This window comes from Sphingomonas sp. Leaf230, from assembly GCF_001421745.1.
In the GTDB taxonomy this organism is placed as follows: Bacteria; Pseudomonadota; Alphaproteobacteria; order Sphingomonadales; family Sphingomonadaceae; genus Sphingomonas.
Window position 1 is genome coordinate 374,349 of sequence record NZ_LMKW01000009.1, and the last position, 17,150, is coordinate 391,498.

Consider the following 17,150-nt stretch of genomic DNA (forward strand, 5'->3'; position numbering starts at 1 on the left):
GCGCCACTTACGTAAGCGGGCCGACGCAGAGGGAGAGTTTCCGCATGAAGACCATTTCCAAGCTTGCACTGATTGCGGCGTTTGCCACCGGCACGAGCGGCCTCGCGCTGTCGGCGCCTGCGTTCGCCAAGGACAAGAAGGCCGAAGAGGCACCGGCAATGAAGCTGAGCCCCGAAGTCCAGAAGCCCGGCATCGCCGCGCAGACTGCGCTGACCGCCAAGGATTACGCCGGCGCGCAGACCGCGATCGATCAGGTCGATGCCGCCGCCAAGACCGATTACGAGAAGTATATCGGCGCGGCGCTGCGTTATCAGCTCGAGAACGAGAAGCTGGTTGCCGCTCAGACCGCCAACCCGAACGCGCCGATGAACGAGACGACGCTGGCAAAGCCACTCGACGCGCTGATCGCCAACCCGGCGACGCCGGCTGCCGATCGTGGTCGCTACGCCTATCGCCGCGGCGCACTCGCGTTCAACGGCAAGCAGTACCCGATCGCGCTTCAGTATTTCGCCAAGGCGAAGGAACTCGGCTACACCGATCCGAACCTGCCGCTGCAGGTCATCAAGGCGAAGATGGACAGCGGCGACGTCGCCGGTGCGACCGCCGACCTGGAGGCCAGCATCGCGCAGATGACGGCATCGGGCCAGAAGGCGCCGGAGGAATATTACCGGTACGCGATCGCCAAGTCCTACGCCGCCAAGCGCAACGCCGACACGATGGCGTGGCTGAAGAAGTGGATCACGGCATACCCGTCGGCGAAGAACTGGCGTGACGTGTTGATCCTGTCGGGCATCCAGGCCAACGCCTTGATCCCACTCGATGAGGCGCAGAAGGTCGACGTGTTCCGCCTGATGCGTGCGACCAATTCGCTCGCCGATCAGACAGACTATCTCCAGTATGCCGACAGCGTGAACCGTCGCGGCTTGCCGAGCGAAGCGCAGGCGGTGATCAAGGAAGGTCTCGCATCGGGCAAGATCCCGGCGTCGAACACGATGGCCAAGGGCCTGCTGGCGGACGCGAGCAAGAACATCGCCAACGACGGTCCGTTGTCGGGTCTCGAGAAGCGCGCTGCGGCCGCGCCCAACGGCAAGCTCGCCGCGGGTACGGCCGATGCCTATCTGGGGCAGAACAACTACGCCAAGTCGATCGAGCTGTATCGCTTGGCGCTGACCAAGGGCGGCGTCGATGCCGACGACGTCAACCTGCATATGGGCATCGCGCTCGCGCGGTCGGGCGACAAGGCTGGCGCCACGACGGCGTTCTCGGCGGTCAAGGCTTCGCCCAAGGCGGATGTTGCTGGCCTGTGGACGACCTGGCTCGGTGCGCCGGCTGCCTAAGCTGCGGCGTCTTGAACGAGGAAGCGGGGTGGCAGCAATGCCACCCCGTTTTCGTTTGAGGGTATGGCTGGCCGATCAAGGCGTCTGAACTCCCCTCCTTGAAAGGGAGGGGCGGGGGGTGGGTTGGCCTGCCTGTGTCATGAAAGTCCGAACCAAGCGGAACCCAACCCACCCCCAACCCCTCCCTTCCAGGGAGGGGCGAGGGCTGGAAGTCAGAAGATCAGTCGACCACCACCGGGATGCCCGACAACGCCTTCGCCGTCCGGATCGTCAGCGACGTCTTCACGCTTGCCACGTTCGGCGCTGGCGTCAGGTGCGTCGTCAGGATTTCCTGGAAGCTCTTCAGGTCGGCGGCGACGATCTTCAGGATGAAGTCGATCTCGCCGTTGAGCATGTGGCATTCGCGGATTTCGGGAATGTCGGCAATGTGATGCTCGAACGCGGCGAGGTCGTGCTCTGCCTGGCTGCGCAGCGACACCATCGCGAACACGGTGATCGGGAAGCCCAGGCGGCTGGCATCGAGATCGGCGTGATAGCCACGAATGGCACCCGCTTCCTCGAGTGCGCGGACACGGCGGAGGCACGGCGGCGCAGTGAGCCCCACCTGGTCGGCCAGGTCGACATTGGTCATCCGACCGTCGGCCTGCAACAGCGACAGGATCTGCCGATCGATCCGGTCAAAACTCATTACACGCAACTCCTGATGGGCATCGCAAACCAAGCGATTCATTCCTCATAGCGATAAGATTGTTGCGGCGAAACGCAATTGTCCCACAATGCGACGAAGGCCTTTGCCTACCAAAATGGGTTGTTCCTTCGCATCGCCGCGCGCGTTAAGGAATCGGTACGGAGAGCGTGCTAAGCCCGCTGAAGCCGGGGAACGATGTGCGGTTCGACGATAGCCTGAAGACGATCCTTGCCGCCGACATGGCCACCGATTTCGGTGCGCAATCGGCGTGGCGGCAGTTGGTCGACCTGATGGGACGCGGTCGCGCGGTCGTCGACGAGCCGGCGATCGCGCGGTTGCGGCTGTTGCGGCAGGCGGTACCGGTCGAGGTCCGTGCCGCGAGTGCGCGGGCGCTGGCGTTTGCCAAGCCCGATGCGCGCCTCGTCGGGTTCTTCGCGGAGGACGTTCTGGCGATCGCCGCACCGGTGTTGCGGACTGCCACGCTGGAGCCGAACGACTGGCTCGCGCTTCTCCCGCGACTGACGCCGCCGAGCCGATCCGTCCTGCGCCATCGACGTGATCTGCCCGCCGAGGTCCAGCGTGGGTTGCAGAGCTTCGGTCCGACCGACTTCGTGTTGCCGCAACCCGAAGCGCCAGTCGAGATCGAGGTGGCCGAGGCTGAACCGGTCGCACCTGAACCGATCGCCCCCGAGCCGGCGCTGAGCAAAAAGGCGCCAGTCCGCGATGAACCGATCGCGAAGCTTTCCGAACCGGCTCCCGCCGACATTCCCGAGCTGTCCTTCTACGCAGCGCCGCTCAGCGAAACCCCGTTCATGGCGCTCGGTGCGGTTGCACGCGGGCTGCCGTTCGTCGCCGAGGCGTTTCGCCACGCCAAGCTAGCCGAGACCGAGCCGAATGTCGTCGAGGAAGCTGAACCAGCGCCGGCGGACCGGTTCGAGATTTCCGACCTCGTCGCGCGCATCGAGGCGTTCAATCGCGACCGCACCGTCGATGCTGCTACGCCAGCGCCCGCGGCGGCCGAAATCGAGGGCTTCCGCTTCGAGACCGACGCGCAAGGCGTCATCCGGATGGTCGACGGCGTCGCCCGCTCGGCACTGGTCGGCGTGTCGCTCGCCTATGCCGCGCAGCAGGGGGAGGCGCATCTCGACGGAGTTGCGGCAGGCGCGTTCCGCCGACGCTCGCGGTTCAGCGATGCGCGGCTTGAAGTGGGCGGCCTGTCCGATGCGTTCGGATCGTGGCGGCTGTCGGGCGTACCGGCGTTCGAACATGCGTCGGGTCGCTTCATCGGCTTCCGCGGAACGGGGCGTCGCCCTCGTCGCGACGAGACGGCCGAGCCGGTTCGCGTCTCGTCACCAGTGTCCGACTCGCTCCGCCAGCTCGTTCATGAACTGCGCACGCCCACCAATGCGATCGCCGGGTTCGCGGAGCTGATCGAGACGCAGTTGCTCGGCCCGGTCTCGCCGACCTACCGCGACCGTGCGACCACGATCCGCACGCAGGCGGGCGACCTGCTCGCGGCGATCGACGATCTCGATACTGCCGCGCGGATCGAAGGGCGTGCGCTCGACCTGCGCCCGACGACGGTGCCGGTTCGTCCGTTGCTCGACCGGGTCGTGCGGGATCTCCAGCCGCTCGCAACGCTGCGGGGGACGAGCCTGGGCGTGGCAATGCCGGCGGGCGACTGCGACATTCGCGGCGACGATCGTGCGGTCGAGCGGTTGATCGGCCGGTTGCTCGCCGCGCTGGTTTCCGCCGGGCGGAAGGGCGAGCAGATCGGTGTAGTCGTGCGGCCGGTCGCCGATACCGTGACGATCGAGTTCGACCGACCCGCCGCGCTCGCCGCCCATGCCACCGATGTCCTGCTGAGCATCGATGCCGAACATGAGAGCGACGGCGATGGCGCGCCCTTGCTCGGGACCGGGTTCGCGTTGCGGCTGGCACAGAACCTCGCGGTCGAACTGGGCGGCGTGCTGACGATCGGCGCCGACCGGCTGACCCTTCAGCTTCCGGCCGCGGATACTGTCGATGCGGAGCGGACCGCCGACGAACAGCGGTGACCTATCGCCCCCCGCGCCTGACCGACGCACAACGCGTGGTATGGCCCGAGGAATTCGGCACGCGCTTTACCGTCTTCGCGGACGTCGAAGAGGAATTCGACTGGAACGCCCCGCTGGATCGCCGCAACCGCGCGACGACCGCGATGGTGGCCTTTCCAGAGGCGCATCGCCGGTTCGCCGAACGGGGCGTCGCGCTGGCCTGCATGGTCGACTATCCGGTCGCCACCGATCCGGCGGCCGTCGCGATCCTGTCGCGGGTCGTCGAGGACGGGCGTTCCGAGATCGGCACGCAGCTCCATGCCTGGGTCAATCCGCCGTTCCCGGACAGCGCGCCGCCGGGATCGAGCTACGCCGGCAACCTGCCGCGCGCATCGGAAGCCGCCAAGCTCGAAACGCTGACCCGGGCCATCACGACCGCATTCGGCCGAGCCCCGCGCGCCTATCGCGCCGGCCGCTACGGCATCGGTCCCAACAGTTTCGCGCTGCTCGCTAGGCTCGGTTACCGGATCGATAGCTCGGTGCGTCCCGGTTACGATTACAGTGCCGACGGGGGGCCAGATTTCTCGATGGCCGACGCCGGCGCCTATCGCGCAGAGGGGATCGTCGAGTTGCCGCTGACTACGGTTTTCACGGGTGGTGCACGATGGGGTGGCGCGCATTTGTACCGGGCACTCGGACGCATTCCGAAGGGCAGGGGCCTCTTCGCGCGCGCGCACCTGCTGTCCCGGATCGCGCTGACGCCCGAGGACATGCCGATCGCCGACGCTTTGGAGGCCGTCGCGGTGGCGGCTGGCGAAGGGCTGCGGTTGCTCAACCTGTCGTTCCACTCGCCGTCTTTGGTCCCGGGTCACACGCCTTATGTTCGTGACGCGGCGGACCTGAAGCGTTTTCATGCATGGTGGACCGTGATGCTCGACGAGTTCGAGCGGCGTGGGATTCGCAACGCCTCGCTTGACGAGATCATCTCGGCGCTCGAGTAGCGGCCGGATCGCGGGCTTGCTCTATTCGAAGGTTCGCAAACAAATTTGATCGCGACGCTACGGCTAAGTCCAACGGGCTCCCCTCCCTGGAAGGGAGGGGCAGGGGGTGGGTTGGTTTCCGCATGTCCGACCGTTGGGGCTCAAGCTGGCCGACCCACCCCCGCCCCCTCCCTTCCAGGGAGGGGAGATCGTCGTGGTTTGGGCTTCGTTGGAACTCCCACCCTCAAATCACAGCTGTACCCCAAAACCAGAAAGGGCGGCCCGTTGCCGGACCGCCCTTCTGATACGCAGATACTGAAAGCGAGATTAGCGCTTCGAGAACTGGAAGCTACGACGGGCCTTCGCCTTGCCGTACTTCTTGCGCTCGACGACGCGGCTGTCGCGGGTCAGGAAGCCTGCTGCCTTTACCGATGCGCGCAGCACCGGCTCGAAGCGGGTCAGGGCTTGGCTGATGCCGTGCTTGACCGCGCCGGCCTGGCCCGAAAGGCCACCACCCTTGACAGTGCAGACGACGTCGTACTGACCTTCGCGCTCGGTGATCCCGAACACCTGGTTGATGACGAGACGCAGCGTCGGACGTGCGAAATACACTTCCTGGTCACGACCGTTGATCGTGATCTTGCCGGTGCCGGGCTTGACCCAGACGCGCGCGACGGCGTCCTTGCGACGGCCGGTCGCATAGGCGCGGCCCTGCTTGTCGAGGATCTGCTCGCGCAGCGGCATCGGCTCGCGGACGGGCTCGTTCGAGACCGGCGCTGCGATATCGCCTTCGCTGGTCGGCAGAGCCTGCTCGGCGGGGGCAGCCGGCGCGGGCTGGTTGGTCAGGCTCGCGAGATCGGCGAGCGACTGGCGGTTGTCGGACATTATGCGCCCACCTTGTTCTTGCGGTTCATGCTGCCGATGTCGAGCACGGCAGGGTTCTGTGCCTCGTGCGGATGCTCGGTGCCCTTGAAGATACGCAGGTTGCGCATCTGCTCACGACCCAGCGGGCCGCGCGGGATCATGCGCTCGACAGCCTTTTCGAGGACGCGCTCGGGGAAGCGGCCGTCGAGGACCTTGGCGGCAGTGATGCCCTTGATGCCGCCGGCGTAACCGGTGTGCTTGTAATAGATCTTCTTCGCGGCCTTGTTGCCGGTGAAGCGGATCTTGTCGGCATTGATCACGACGACGTTGTCACCGCAATCGACATGCGGAGTGAACGACACCTTGTGCTTGCCGCGCAGGACGTTGGCGATGATCGATGCGGCACGGCCGACGACGAGACCTTCCGCGTCGACGATATGCCACTGCTTGTCCACCTCTGCCGGCTTTGCCGACTTGGTGGTCTTCATGAGCGCCTTCATGGGCGTTAGACCTTCCAGATTGAATGCAAGCGCACCAAGGGGAGGCCCCGCAGCGCGAATGCCGGCCTAATGCTGAAAGGGGGGCTTCAAGTCAAGCTTTCCGCCGGTTTCCTGACGGGTATTATTATACCCGCTGCGTAATGCGGGGTGCGCTGCCGACTGCGTGCGCGGCGAACATCGCGGCGATCAGGAGGAGCGCGGCGTTGCCCTGGTGTGCGACCGCGACGTCGATCTGCACGCCGGTCATCAGCGTCGCGATGCCAAGCATGATCTGGAGTGTGACGAGTCCGACGACGAAGAACCCCGCGCTGCTGCCCGTTTTGGTCGCCTTGATCGCCAGCCAGATCAGTCCGGCTGCGGCCGCAAACGCGAACCAGCGGTGGATGAACTGGACGACGATCGGGTTGTCGACGGCGTTGCTCCAGGCGGGGTTCACCATCGGCACGTCCGCGGGGAACAGCCCGTCGCCCATCAGTGGCCAGCTCGCGAACGCATAGCCAGCGTCGAGCCCGGCGGTGAACGCGCCGTAGACAAGCTGCACGAACAGCAGCGCCAGTGCGAGGATCGCTACCGGCGCGAGCCGGGCAGGGGCGGCGAGCGGATTGCAGTGCAGCGCCATTAGGTCGAGCGCGGTCCACACGATCCCGGCGAGGATCGTCAGCGCGGTCAGCAGGTGGACGGCGAGTCGGATGTGGCTGACATCAGTCCTCACCGACAGGCCGGACGCAACCATCCACCAGCCTATCGCGCCCTGGAACGCACCGAGCGCCAGCAACGCCGACAGCCGCCAGCCATAGCCGACCGGGATACGCTTGCGCACCGCGAACCAGATGAGCGGCACCGCGAACACGAAACCGATCACGCGGCCCCACAGCCGGTGCAGATATTCCCAGAAGAAGATCGCCTTGAACCCGCCGACCGTCATGTCTGCGTTGAACGCGGCGTATTCGGGGATGCGCTTGTAGGCGTCGAACTCGGCCTGCCACTGTGCGTCGTTGAGCGGCGGGATGATCCCGCTGATCGGCTTCCACTGCGTGATCGACAGCCCCGACTCGGTCAGCCGCGTGATCCCGCCGATGACGACCATCGCGACGATCAGGCCGGCGACCGTGAACAGCCACAGGGCGACGGAACGAGGACGGGCTTTGGTGAGGAAGGCGGCGCTGGGTTGAAGCATGGTGAGGAGATAGTGGTTTGCGCGGCGGGGCGCCATCGGTTCGTGGTGCGCCGTTGCTTCATGTTGCTGGGGGCGATCGAGGGCCAAGACTCCAGTAGCCGCTGAGGGAGTGAACCCTTCAGAATCTGGCCTAACTTACCGCCAAAATTGACAATGTAATGTTGTATCCTGTCAACGAGGCGTCTATATCCGACGAACGATGACGCCCTCGGCCACGCATACCCACCGCTTCGCCGGACTCGATCGCTATGCGATCGGGCTGTCGGGCCTGTGCATGGTGCATTGCCTGGCGACCTCCGTGCTGGTCGCGCTGATGTCGACCGCGGGCGGTTTCCTGCTCGACCCGATCTTCCACGAAGTCGGCCTGACGATCGCTATCGGCCTCGGCGCGCTGGCGCTCGGTCGCGGCGTGTTGAACCACGGCTATATGATGCCCGCCGCGATGGGTGCACTCGGACTCGGCATCATGGCGGGTGCGATGACGCTGCCGCACGACAGCGGTGGCGGCGAGACGCTGTGGACGATCGTCGGCGTCGGCCTGCTCGCATTCGGCCACGATCTCAACCGTCGCGCGGAAAGCTGAGCGGGTTGCTGGAACCCCTCCGGCATCCTACTTCACCAGCATGGCGCACGCTCACAACCACACCGAACCGCAGGGCGCCGATCTTACCGTCGCAGCACAGACGACGCTCGAAAAGGCCGGCGAGCAATGGACGACGATGCGCGCCAGCGTGTTCGCAGCCCTCGCCAGCTTCGAGAAGCCGGCATCGGCCTACGATATCGCCGAGGCCGTTTCGAAGGCCGAAGGTCGCCGGGTCGCCGCGAACAGCGTGTACCGCATCCTCGATCTGTTCGTCGGCGCGAACCTAGCGCGGCGAGTCGAGAGCGCGAACGCCTATGTCGCCAACGCGCATCCCGATTGCCTGCACGACTGCATCTTCCTGGTCTGCGACTCGTGCGGCCAGACCACGCATCTCGATAACGACACGATCACCAAGGGTGTGCGGAACGCGGCGGAGGCGGCGGGCTTTTCCCCGGTGAGGCCGGTGATCGAAGTCCGCGGGCGATGTGCGGAGTGCGAAGCGAAGTAGAAGCTTACCCCGCACGCTTAATCTCATGATTGAGCCGTCCCTCCCTGGAAGGGAGTGGTAGGGGTGGGTCGGCTGGCTTTGGCCGGCGCCGCCTGGTCCGGAAGCCGACCCACCCCCGGCCCCTCCCTTTCAGGGAGGGGGGACCGTTGTGTTCTTGGCGTGCGTCAGTTCAAATCCTTCCCCATCCGGATCATTGGCACCGGCACGTCTCCCGGAGTCTCGATCCGCTCGATCGGCAGATACCCGCAGGCCCGGTACAGCGGTTCCCCCCCTAGCGTCGCCATCATCTCCGCCCGCGCAAACCCGGCCTCTCGCGCTGCCGCCTCGCAAACCGACAACACCAGCCGCCCGACACCCCGCCGCGTAAAGTCCGGGTCGGTATACATCGCGCGGATCCGTGCCGCGTCGCGCACCGGATCGAGCAACGCCGCATCGCGCAACGCCGTGCTGTGATCGCCGCCATAGAGCGTCGCGCGCCGACTCCATCCGCCACATCCGGCCAGCCGACCGTCCGCCTCGACCAGCAGATACGTCCCGTCCGCGATCAGCTGCGTATCGAGCCCCATCACCGCGCGGCTCGCCTCGACCTGTGCCGGCGTGAGGAAGTCCCCCTGCAACGCGCCGATTGCGCGGGCCATCAGCGCGGAGATCGCCGGAATATCGGCGGCGACGGCAACACGGTGCGTAAAGTTCATATTTGTGCACTTTCCGAGCGATTCCAGCGCGAATGCTACGCCATGACACGGTAACAATCGACACGATACGCGCGCTGCATTAAGCCCGTCCGATGGCCGACCTTCCCTCGACACCGCTGCTCGACACCGTTTCGACGCCCGACGACCTCCGCAAGTTGCGCCCGGACCAGCTCCGCCAACTCGCCGACGAACTGCGTACCGAGACGATTTCCGCGGTCGGCACCACCGGCGGGCATCTCGGCTCGGGCCTCGGCGTTGTCGAACTGACCACCGCCATCCACTATGTCTTCGATACCCCGCGCGACCGGCTGGTGTGGGACGTCGGCCACCAATGCTATCCACATAAGATCCTGACGGGACGCCGCGACCGAATCCGTACGCTGCGCCAGGGCGGGGGGCTCAGCGGCTTCACCAAGCGTAGCGAGAGCGAATACGATCCGTTCGGCGCGGCGCATTCCTCGACCTCGATCTCGGCGGCGCTGGGCTTTGCGATCGCCAACAAGATCGCGGGGACGCCCGGCAAGGGCATCGCGGTGATCGGGGATGGCGCAATGTCCGCGGGCATGGCGTACGAGGCGATGAACAACGCCGCGCAGGCGGGTAACCGGCTGGTCGTGATCCTCAACGACAACGACATGTCGATCGCCCCGCCGGTCGGTGGACTGTCGGCGTATCTGAGCCGAATCGTGTCGAGCCGCGAGTTCCTCGGCTTCCGCGACCTCGCGCGCAAACTCGCCAAGCGGCTGCCACGGCCGATCGCCAGCGGCATGCGCAAGACCGACGAGTTCGCGCGCGGCATGACGATGGGCGGCACGCTGTTCGAGGAACTCGGCTTCTATTATGTCGGCCCGATCGACGGGCATAACCTCGAACATTTGATCCCGGTGCTCGAGAATGTCCGCGATGCCGAGGAGGGCCCGATCCTCGTCCACGTCGTCACCAAGAAGGGCAAGGGCTACGGCCCCGCCGAGGCGGCCGCGGACAAGTATCACGGCGTCCAGAAGTTCGACGTGATCTCGGGCGTGCAGACCAAGGCGCCGCCGGGACCGCCGCAATACCAGAACGTGTTCGGCGCGCAGCTCGTCGCGGAGGCCGCCAAGGACCCGCGGATCTGTGCGATCACCGCGGCGATGCCTTCGGGCACCGGGCTCGACGCGTTCGCCAAGGCGTATCCCGACCGCTTCTTCGACGTCGGTATCGCCGAGCAGCACGGCGTCACCTTCGCCGCCGGGCTCGCCGCACAGGGGATGCGACCGTTCTGCGCGATCTACTCGACGTTCCTCCAGCGCGCGTACGACCAGGTTGTGCACGACGTGGCGATCCAGAACCTGCCGGTCCGTTTCGCGATCGACCGCGCGGGGCTGGTCGGCGCGGACGGCGCTACTCATGCCGGGTCGTTCGACGTCACCTACCTCGCGACGCTGCCGAACTTCGTCGTGATGGCGGCGGCGGACGAGGCCGAACTCGTCCACATGACGCACACCGCGGCGCAGTACGACACCGGCCCGATCGCTGTGCGCTATCCGCGCGGCAACGGCACCGGCGTCGCGCTCCCAGAGACTCCGCAACTGCTGGAGATCGGCAAGGGTCGCGTCGTGCGCGAGGGCAAGAAGATCGCGATTTTGTCGCTCGGCACGCGTCTCGAGGAAGCGCTCAAGGCCGCCGAGGTTCTCGAAGCCAAGGGGCTGAGCACGACGGTAGCGGATCTCCGCTTCGCCAAGCCGCTCGACGTCGATCTGATTCGGAAATTGCTTACCACGCACGAAGTCGCGGTGACGATCGAGGAGAACTCGGTCGGTGGCTTCGGCGCGCACGTGCTGACGATGGCTTCGGACGAGGGCTTGATCGACGGCGGGCTCAAGCTGCGTACGCTGCGTCTGCCCGACGTGTATCAGGACCAGGACAAGCCCGAAGTCCAGTATGCCGAAGCCGGGCTCGACGCGACTGCGCTGGTGGATACCGTGCTCAAGGCGCTCCGCCACAATTCGGGCGGGGTCGCCGAAGCGCGCGCATGACCGGGCCAACCAGAGGTCTTGTGATCATTGCGCTGGCGGTGGTCGTGATGGTGTCGTTGAATATCGCGATGTGGCGGCGGATGCGGGGTGGGCTGGCTGCGGCGAAGGCCGAGCAGGCGGCGAACCCCGAGCTGTTCGATGAGGACGGTTCTCGGATTTCTTGAGCGGACTTTGGTAGCAGCCACCACCCCGGCGAAGGCCGGGGCCCAATTGGGAGACGTTGGTAACCGAGCGCGGTGCATCGTTACTGTGACCTCACCAATTGGGCCCCGGCCTTCGCCGGGGTGGTGTACCGTCAGGTAGGTGAGGTTAACCGCCCAAGTAGTGCGTTTGCGCGGCGTCGGTAGCGCTCACCGCAAGGATCGACCGCGCTTTGCTTGGCGGCAAAGCCTGCCCTCGACCATCGCCACTCGCCGCGATCACCCGCTCCAGCAGATCCTGCCCCTCGCGCCACCAGCCGATCCCACTCGCGGCATTCAAATGTCCCTGCGGGCCTGCATCGACGAAGTGGCTGCCCCAGTCCGCCGCCATGCTGTGCGCGCGTTCCGGCGTGACCCAGGGGTCGTCACTGCTCGCGACCACGATCGACGGGAATGGCAGCGGCGTGCGCGGCGTCGGCGAGAAGCCCTTCAGTTCGGCCTGCGCGCCGCCGCGATCGACGTCCGCCGGCGCCACGAGAAGCGCGCCCGCTACCGGCCAGCCATAAGGCTGCGGGCTGAGTTCGGCCCACCACGCCACTGCGAGGCACCCGAGGCTGTGCGCGGCGAGGATCACCGGCGCCTGTGCCTGCCGGATCGCTTCGTCAAGTCGCGTCACCCAGGCGTTGCGGTGCGGCGTGTTCCACATGCCGAGCTCGACGCGCACCGTGTCGGGCCGCGCCTCTTCCCATAACGTCTGCCAGTGCGAAGGACCCGATCCACCAAGGCCGGGCACGGTCAGGATCGTCGGCTGGACGGAATCATACGGTGCGAAACTACCCACAGCGCTTCTCCTTCTCCAAAACCTCGTTCTTCGAGGTCGGGAGCGTGGCCGAAGGACGCTCTAGGGCACGCCATCCGGTCACGATCCCATGTGCTCAAGATAATCCTACTCGTTCGGTAGGCAATGACATTGCGGCGAAAGGAAGGCAGCTTGCGGCAATCGGATCGGGCGGCGATAGCGGGCGGATGGTGAAGGTACGTGCAGACCAGATGCTGGTCGACAGGGGGCTGGTCGAGTCGCGGACGCGCGCGCAGGCGCTGATCATGGCGGGCCTCGTGTTTGCGGGGACGAAGAAGGTCGACAAGCCGGGACAGACGCTCGCGGACGACGTGCAACTCGACGTACGCGGTCGTGACCATCCCTGGGTTTCTCGTGGTGGGATCAAGCTGGCGCACGGCCTTGCGCATTTCGGCTGGGACGTGACCGGCGCGGTGGCGATCGACGTGGGCTCGTCGACCGGCGGCTTTACCGACGTCATGCTGAAGAACGGCGCGGTGAAGGTCTACGCGGTCGACAGCGGGACGAACCAGCTTGCCTGGTCGCTCCGGCAGGATGAGCGCGTCGTCGTCCACGAACAGACCAGCGCGCGGATTCTCACGCCCGCGCATATCCCGGAGTCGATCGACCTGATCGTCTGCGATGCGAGCTTCATCGGCTTGGCGAAGGTGCTGGAGCGGCCGATATCGTTTGCCAAACCGGACGCGCGGCTGATGGCGCTGGTGAAGCCGCAGTTCGAGGCGGGGCGCGGCGAAGTGGGGAAGGGCGGTGTCGTCCGCGATACCGCGATCCACCAGCGCGTCTGCGACGAGGTCGCGGCGTGGTTGACGGGGCAGGGGTGGAGTGTGGTCGGTGTGGTCGAGAGCCCGATCACGGGGCCCGAGGGCAATGTCGAGTTCCTGATTGCGGCTTTGCATGGCGAGAGTCTAACGGTGGAACAGCCTGCCTCGGACGCGCCAAACGATCCCGAAACGCCTCTGTCATCCTGACAAACGTCAGGACCCAGAGCCACACTGGGTGCGCTCGGTATCCTGGATACTGACTTTCGTCAGGATGACGGCGTGGGGAGGTGGCGTACCGGAATGAACCACTAGCGGAACGATTCTCCACCAAACTCGGTTTACCGATCGCAAAATGCGCGCCAGGACGAGCGCGCGTAGAGGCGGAAGGATTTGTGTGGGCGGTATCGCTTCGAAGGGCCAGTTGAGGATGTCGTTCCTCCGCTGGGCGGTCGTGACCGTGCCCCTGATCCTGTTGCTGGGCTTTCTGTCCGGCCGGTCGGTCAGCGTCGGCAGCGAGAATGCCTGGTACATGGCGCTCGCCAAGCCCGCGCTGAACCCGCCGGGCTGGGTGTTCCCGGTCGTCTGGACCACGCTCTACATCCTGATTGGCCTCGCGCTCGCGATGATCCTCAACGCACGGGGCGCTCGGTTGCGCGGGCTGGCCGTCGCGCTGTTCGTTGGCCAGTTCCTGCTCAACCTCGCCTGGACGCCGATGTTCTTCGGCGCGCACAAGATCGGGCTGTCGGTACTGGTGATCGTCGCGATGCTGGCGCTGTCGATCGCCGCGACCTTCGTATTCGCGCGCATTCGCCCCGCCGCGGCGTGGCTGATGGTGCCGTACATGGTGTGGATCAGCTTTGCCGGCGTGCTCGCGTTCAGCATCGGGCAGTTGAACCCCGATGCCGAAACCCTTGCACCCGCGCCGCATACGTCCCAAATGCTGTGACGCAGCAGTCACTGTAACAGTCACTGCGACAGTCTTTGGGATTTTGAAGCAATGCAGTCCGAAAACCGCGTGTTCGACGATATCGTCAAGGTCTTGAACGGTGCTGCCGGTACGCTTGCGGGCGTCGGTCGCGAAGCCGGTTCCGGCGCGCGGGAACGCGCGCGCGAATGGCTCGGCGGGCTCGACTTCGTCAGCCGCGAAGAGTTCGACGCCGTGAAGGCGATGGCCGCTGCCGCGCGCGACGAGAACGATGCATTGAAGGCCCGGCTCGATGTGCTCGAAGCCAAGTTTTCGGCACAATCGACAGTAGGTGCGCCGGCCGGGGCGTCTTTCGACTGACTTTTCCACAGTTTTCCGCAGAATTGGGGCCGATGGGGTTGCCGGGGCGTTTTTGCCTCGGCACCCTTTGTCGTGCGATAAGGACCGCCAGGACCCTATGATGCTTGAACACGCCGACCACGACCACGAAGACGCCGCCCCGATCGACATGCTCGAGAGCTATTACGCCGCGCATGGCTGGGAGCATGAGCGCCACGACGACGAGATCGTCGCGACCGTCAAGGGAAGCTGGGCGACCTATGAATTGCGCGCGCTGTGGCGCGACGACGATAGCGTCCTGCAATTCCTCGCTTTTCCAGACATCAAGGTGCCCGACGAACGCCGTCAGGCTGTGTATGAGACGATCGGGCTGGTCAACGAACAGCTCTGGATCGGGCATTTCGAACTCTGGTCGTCGAGCGGCATATTGCTGTTCCGGCACGCGGCTATGGTCGACGGCGGCGATGACGGCACGATGTCGCTCGACGCAGCGGAACTGCTGGTCGAATCGGCGATCGAGGAGTGCGAGCGCTTCTATCCGGTGTTCCAGTTCGTGCTGTGGGGCGGGAAGAGCCCCAAGGAAGCGATCGCCGCGGCACTGATCGAAACGCACGGCGAGGCATGAACTTTCCGGCAGGTCCGCTGTGGCTGATCGGCTGCGGCAACATGGGCGGGGCGATGCTGCGGCGATGGATCGCCGCCGGGCTCAATCCGGCGACCGTTACGGTGATCACGCGGAGCGGGCAGGGGGCACCCGAAGGTGTCCGTTCGCTGACTGCGCTTCCCGACGAAGAGGCGCCCGCGACGGTGATGCTCGCGCTGAAGCCGCAGCAGATCGATGCGGCGCAGGCATTGCTGGCGCCCATGCGAGGCAAGCCGCAGCTGCTCCTGTCGATCCTCGCCGGTGTCGACTACGCGGCACTCTCCCAGCGGTTCGCGGCTGACACGATCGTCCGCGCGATGCCCAACCTTCCGGTGGCGATCGGCAAGGGCGTGACGTCGCTCTACACCGCTGGGGCGTCGGAAGAGGCGATCGCGGCGGCGGAAGCGTTCGCTGTGCCGCTCGGTCACTACGAATGGATCGCCGACGAAGCGCATTTCGATGCGGTGACCGCGCTTGCCGGATCCGGCCCTGGGTTCGTGTTCCGATTCGCCGATGCGCTCGCCAAGGCGGGGGCAGCGCTCGGGCTGCCGGTAGACCAGGCGGCGCGTTTGGCGATCGCGACGTTGGAAGGGTCGGCGATCATGGCGGCCGAAGCGGACGTATCACCCGGCATACTCGCCGACCGCGTCGCGAGCCCCGGCGGATCGACCCGCGAGGGCCTGAACGTCCTCGACCGCGACGATGCCCTGGTCGCGCTGCTTACCGCGACGCTTGCCGCCTCGGAACGTCGCAACGCCGAAATGGCAGCAGCGGCGCGCTAGAGGCGGCGTCGAATGTCGTGGGAGTCGCTAGCCGCGCGGTGCAGCCGCAGTGAAGGCCGCGGCGATTGCGGCGTGCATCGGCTTGGCGACGAACGCGGCGTCGTACGGGCAGGGGCGGCGGCGAGCCTTGTCCTTGCGCGGCTCGAAACCCTCGATCCAGCTGTAGCGGTCGGTCATGCCCCACAACAGCACGTCCTTCAGCGCCGGGTAGGCGAACATCAGGTCTAGATAGCTGCGCGTGAAGTCGGCCACGCCTTGGTCGCGTGTGGCGACGTCGGCGGGGAGATTATTGTCGCGGACGTCGAGCTCGGTGATCACGATGGCATAGCCCATCGCGGTGACGGCATCGATGAAACGGCGCCATTCGCCTTCCAGCGCGGCGATCGTGGCGCGGGTGTCGGTGCCTTGCGTGACGAGGTGCGACTGGACGCCGAGCGCGTCGACCGGAACGCCGCGCGCCTTGAACCCCTCCAGCAGTTTGAGGACGCCGGCGCGGTGCTGTGCGTTGCCCGGCTCCCAGCTCATATAGTCGTTATAGACGAGTTGCGCGTGCGGGGCTGCGGTGCGCGCCGTGTGGAAGGCAAGGTCGAGCGTTGCCTCGGGGCTGCCGAGGGCGCGGGACAGGGCGGTCGTGTACAGCGTGCCGTCGGCGGGGGTGACCGCCTCGTTGACCACGTCGTAGCTGCGGATGCGCGTACCGTAGCGCTGGCATACCGTGGTGATGTGCCGGACGAGCAACTGTTCCGCCGCACGCGCAGGCGTCGCGCCGAAATCGTGGCTTTCCTCCCATTTCGGCATCCATTTGGGCTGGTGCCACAGGAGGTTGTGGCCGCGGACGGGCAGCGCGTTGGCATCGGCCCACGCCATCATCGCGTCGAACCGCGTGAAGTCGAAGGTCGTGGCGCTGGGGCGGAGCGCCTGCCACTTCATCTCGTTCTCGGGGACCAGCAGCCCGCAGTCGCGCTTCAGCAGTCTCGCATAGGCCGGGTTGGCGAACGAGCCGCGGTCCGCGCCAGGTTCGCTCCACGCGAAACAGGAGCCGAGGCGCATGCCCTTGGCTGCTGCCAGCGATTGCAGGCTCCCGTCGGCTCCCGTCGCGCGCAGGATCGATCGCGCCTGAGCATTCGCCGCAGCGCCGGCAGCCGCGAGCCCCGCCAGCATGCCCAGTCCGTCCCGTCGTGTAATGTCCACGAAGCATCCTCATTATATTTTTGTGATAGCGCTATCGTTGTTAGATATCGGGACGATGTCAATCGCTTACCGGGCCGCCAAGGCCTGCGCGAAGCCAGGTTGCAGGCGGGTGACGCAGGCGGGTGAC

General features: G+C 66.0%; 19 protein-coding genes. 12 read left to right on the forward strand and 7 right to left on the reverse strand.

Going from position 1 to position 17,150, the window contains the following annotated elements; all coding sequences use genetic code 11:
• Positions 1–44: 44 nt before the first annotated feature.
• A complete protein-coding gene (locus ASE82_RS10825) occupies positions 45–1,337 on the forward strand; it encodes a hypothetical protein (protein ID WP_056062732.1) in 1,293 nt (430 codons plus the stop codon).
• Positions 1,338–1,557: 220 nt separating this feature from the next.
• Here ASE82_RS10825 and ASE82_RS10830 read toward each other — a convergent pair whose 3' ends face one another.
• Positions 1,558–2,025: an Lrp/AsnC family transcriptional regulator gene (locus ASE82_RS10830; protein ID WP_055880606.1), complete on the reverse strand. Its 468-nt coding sequence runs from the start codon at positions 2,023–2,025 to the stop codon at positions 1,558–1,560.
• 167 nt (positions 2,026–2,192) lie between these two features.
• Here ASE82_RS10830 and ASE82_RS10835 point away from each other — a divergent pair, with 167 nt between their 5' ends.
• Entirely contained in the window at positions 2,193–4,082 is a 1,890-nt protein-coding gene (locus tag ASE82_RS10835) for a histidine kinase dimerization/phospho-acceptor domain-containing protein (protein ID WP_235524662.1), read from the forward strand.
• Positions 4,079–5,062 (forward strand): polysaccharide deacetylase family protein, encoded by a 984-nt coding sequence (locus ASE82_RS10840; protein WP_056062734.1) that lies wholly within the window; start codon positions 4,079–4,081, stop codon positions 5,060–5,062. The genes ASE82_RS10835 and ASE82_RS10840 overlap by 4 nt, the downstream gene beginning before the upstream one ends.
• 306 nt (positions 5,063–5,368) lie before the next feature.
• Here ASE82_RS10840 and rpsI read toward each other — a convergent pair whose 3' ends face one another.
• From rpsI to ASE82_RS10855, 3 genes are all read right to left on the reverse strand, one after another.
• The gene (gene rpsI, locus ASE82_RS10845) at positions 5,369–5,926 is read right to left on the reverse strand and encodes a 30S ribosomal protein S9 (RefSeq protein ID WP_082441435.1); all 558 of its coding nucleotides are present in this window, start codon (positions 5,924–5,926) and stop codon (positions 5,369–5,371) included.
• Positions 5,926–6,405, reverse strand: coding sequence for a 50S ribosomal protein L13 (gene rplM / locus ASE82_RS10850; RefSeq protein ID WP_082441436.1), 480 nt, complete (start codon positions 6,403–6,405; stop codon positions 5,926–5,928). The genes rpsI and rplM overlap by 1 nt, the downstream gene beginning before the upstream one ends.
• A 124-nt stretch (positions 6,406–6,529) precedes the next feature.
• Positions 6,530–7,582 (reverse strand): COX15/CtaA family protein, encoded by a 1,053-nt coding sequence (locus tag ASE82_RS10855; RefSeq protein WP_056063395.1) that lies wholly within the window; start codon positions 7,580–7,582, stop codon positions 6,530–6,532.
• 199 nt (positions 7,583–7,781) lie between these two features.
• On the opposite strand from ASE82_RS10855, the gene ASE82_RS10860 reads away from it, so the two are divergent.
• Positions 7,782–8,165: a MerC domain-containing protein gene (locus ASE82_RS10860; RefSeq protein WP_056047781.1), complete on the forward strand. Its 384-nt coding sequence runs from the start codon at positions 7,782–7,784 to the stop codon at positions 8,163–8,165.
• Positions 8,166–8,205: 40 nt separating this feature from the next.
• Entirely contained in the window at positions 8,206–8,673 is a 468-nt protein-coding gene (locus ASE82_RS10865) for a Fur family transcriptional regulator (protein ID WP_056062737.1), read from the forward strand.
• Between the two features lie 164 nt (positions 8,674–8,837).
• Here the strand turns inward: ASE82_RS10865 and ASE82_RS10870 are convergent, their stop codons facing one another.
• Positions 8,838–9,368: a GNAT family N-acetyltransferase gene (locus ASE82_RS10870; protein WP_056062740.1), complete on the reverse strand. Its 531-nt coding sequence runs from the start codon at positions 9,366–9,368 to the stop codon at positions 8,838–8,840.
• Positions 9,369–9,460: 92 nt separating this feature from the next.
• Between ASE82_RS10870 and dxs the strand changes: the two genes are divergently transcribed.
• Both dxs and ASE82_RS19470 read left to right on the forward strand, forming a co-directional pair.
• Positions 9,461–11,383, forward strand: coding sequence for a 1-deoxy-D-xylulose-5-phosphate synthase (gene dxs / locus ASE82_RS10875; RefSeq protein ID WP_056062743.1), 1,923 nt, complete (start codon positions 9,461–9,463; stop codon positions 11,381–11,383).
• A complete protein-coding gene (locus tag ASE82_RS19470) occupies positions 11,380–11,547 on the forward strand; it encodes a hypothetical protein (protein ID WP_156348866.1) in 168 nt (55 codons plus the stop codon). The genes dxs and ASE82_RS19470 overlap by 4 nt, the downstream gene beginning before the upstream one ends.
• Before the next feature lie 145 nt (positions 11,548–11,692).
• Here ASE82_RS19470 and ASE82_RS10880 read toward each other — a convergent pair whose 3' ends face one another.
• Positions 11,693–12,364, reverse strand: coding sequence for an RBBP9/YdeN family alpha/beta hydrolase (locus tag ASE82_RS10880; protein ID WP_056047792.1), 672 nt, complete (start codon positions 12,362–12,364; stop codon positions 11,693–11,695).
• Between the two features lie 185 nt (positions 12,365–12,549).
• On the opposite strand from ASE82_RS10880, the gene ASE82_RS10885 reads away from it, so the two are divergent.
• From ASE82_RS10885 to proC, 5 genes are all read left to right on the forward strand, one after another.
• On the forward strand, positions 12,550–13,350 hold the full coding sequence (locus ASE82_RS10885; RefSeq protein WP_056062746.1) for a TlyA family RNA methyltransferase: 801 nt from the start codon (positions 12,550–12,552) through the stop codon (positions 13,348–13,350).
• 220 nt (positions 13,351–13,570) lie between these two features.
• The gene (locus tag ASE82_RS10890) at positions 13,571–14,089 is read left to right on the forward strand and encodes a TspO/MBR family protein (protein ID WP_056063399.1); all 519 of its coding nucleotides are present in this window, start codon (positions 13,571–13,573) and stop codon (positions 14,087–14,089) included.
• 51 nt (positions 14,090–14,140) lie between these two features.
• Complete coding sequence (locus tag ASE82_RS10895) at positions 14,141–14,428, forward strand: accessory factor UbiK family protein (protein ID WP_056062749.1); 288 nt, start codon at positions 14,141–14,143, stop codon at positions 14,426–14,428.
• Between the two features lie 97 nt (positions 14,429–14,525).
• Positions 14,526–15,032 (forward strand): YbjN domain-containing protein, encoded by a 507-nt coding sequence (locus ASE82_RS10900; protein WP_056062753.1) that lies wholly within the window; start codon positions 14,526–14,528, stop codon positions 15,030–15,032.
• Positions 15,029–15,832: a pyrroline-5-carboxylate reductase gene (gene proC, locus ASE82_RS10905; protein WP_056062756.1), complete on the forward strand. Its 804-nt coding sequence runs from the start codon at positions 15,029–15,031 to the stop codon at positions 15,830–15,832. Before ASE82_RS10900 ends, proC begins: the two co-directional genes overlap by 4 nt.
• A 27-nt stretch (positions 15,833–15,859) precedes the next feature.
• Here the strand turns inward: proC and ASE82_RS10910 are convergent, their stop codons facing one another.
• Positions 15,860–17,023 (reverse strand): endo-1,4-beta-xylanase, encoded by a 1,164-nt coding sequence (locus ASE82_RS10910; protein WP_235524664.1) that lies wholly within the window; start codon positions 17,021–17,023, stop codon positions 15,860–15,862.
• Positions 17,024–17,150: the final 127 nt, after the last annotated feature.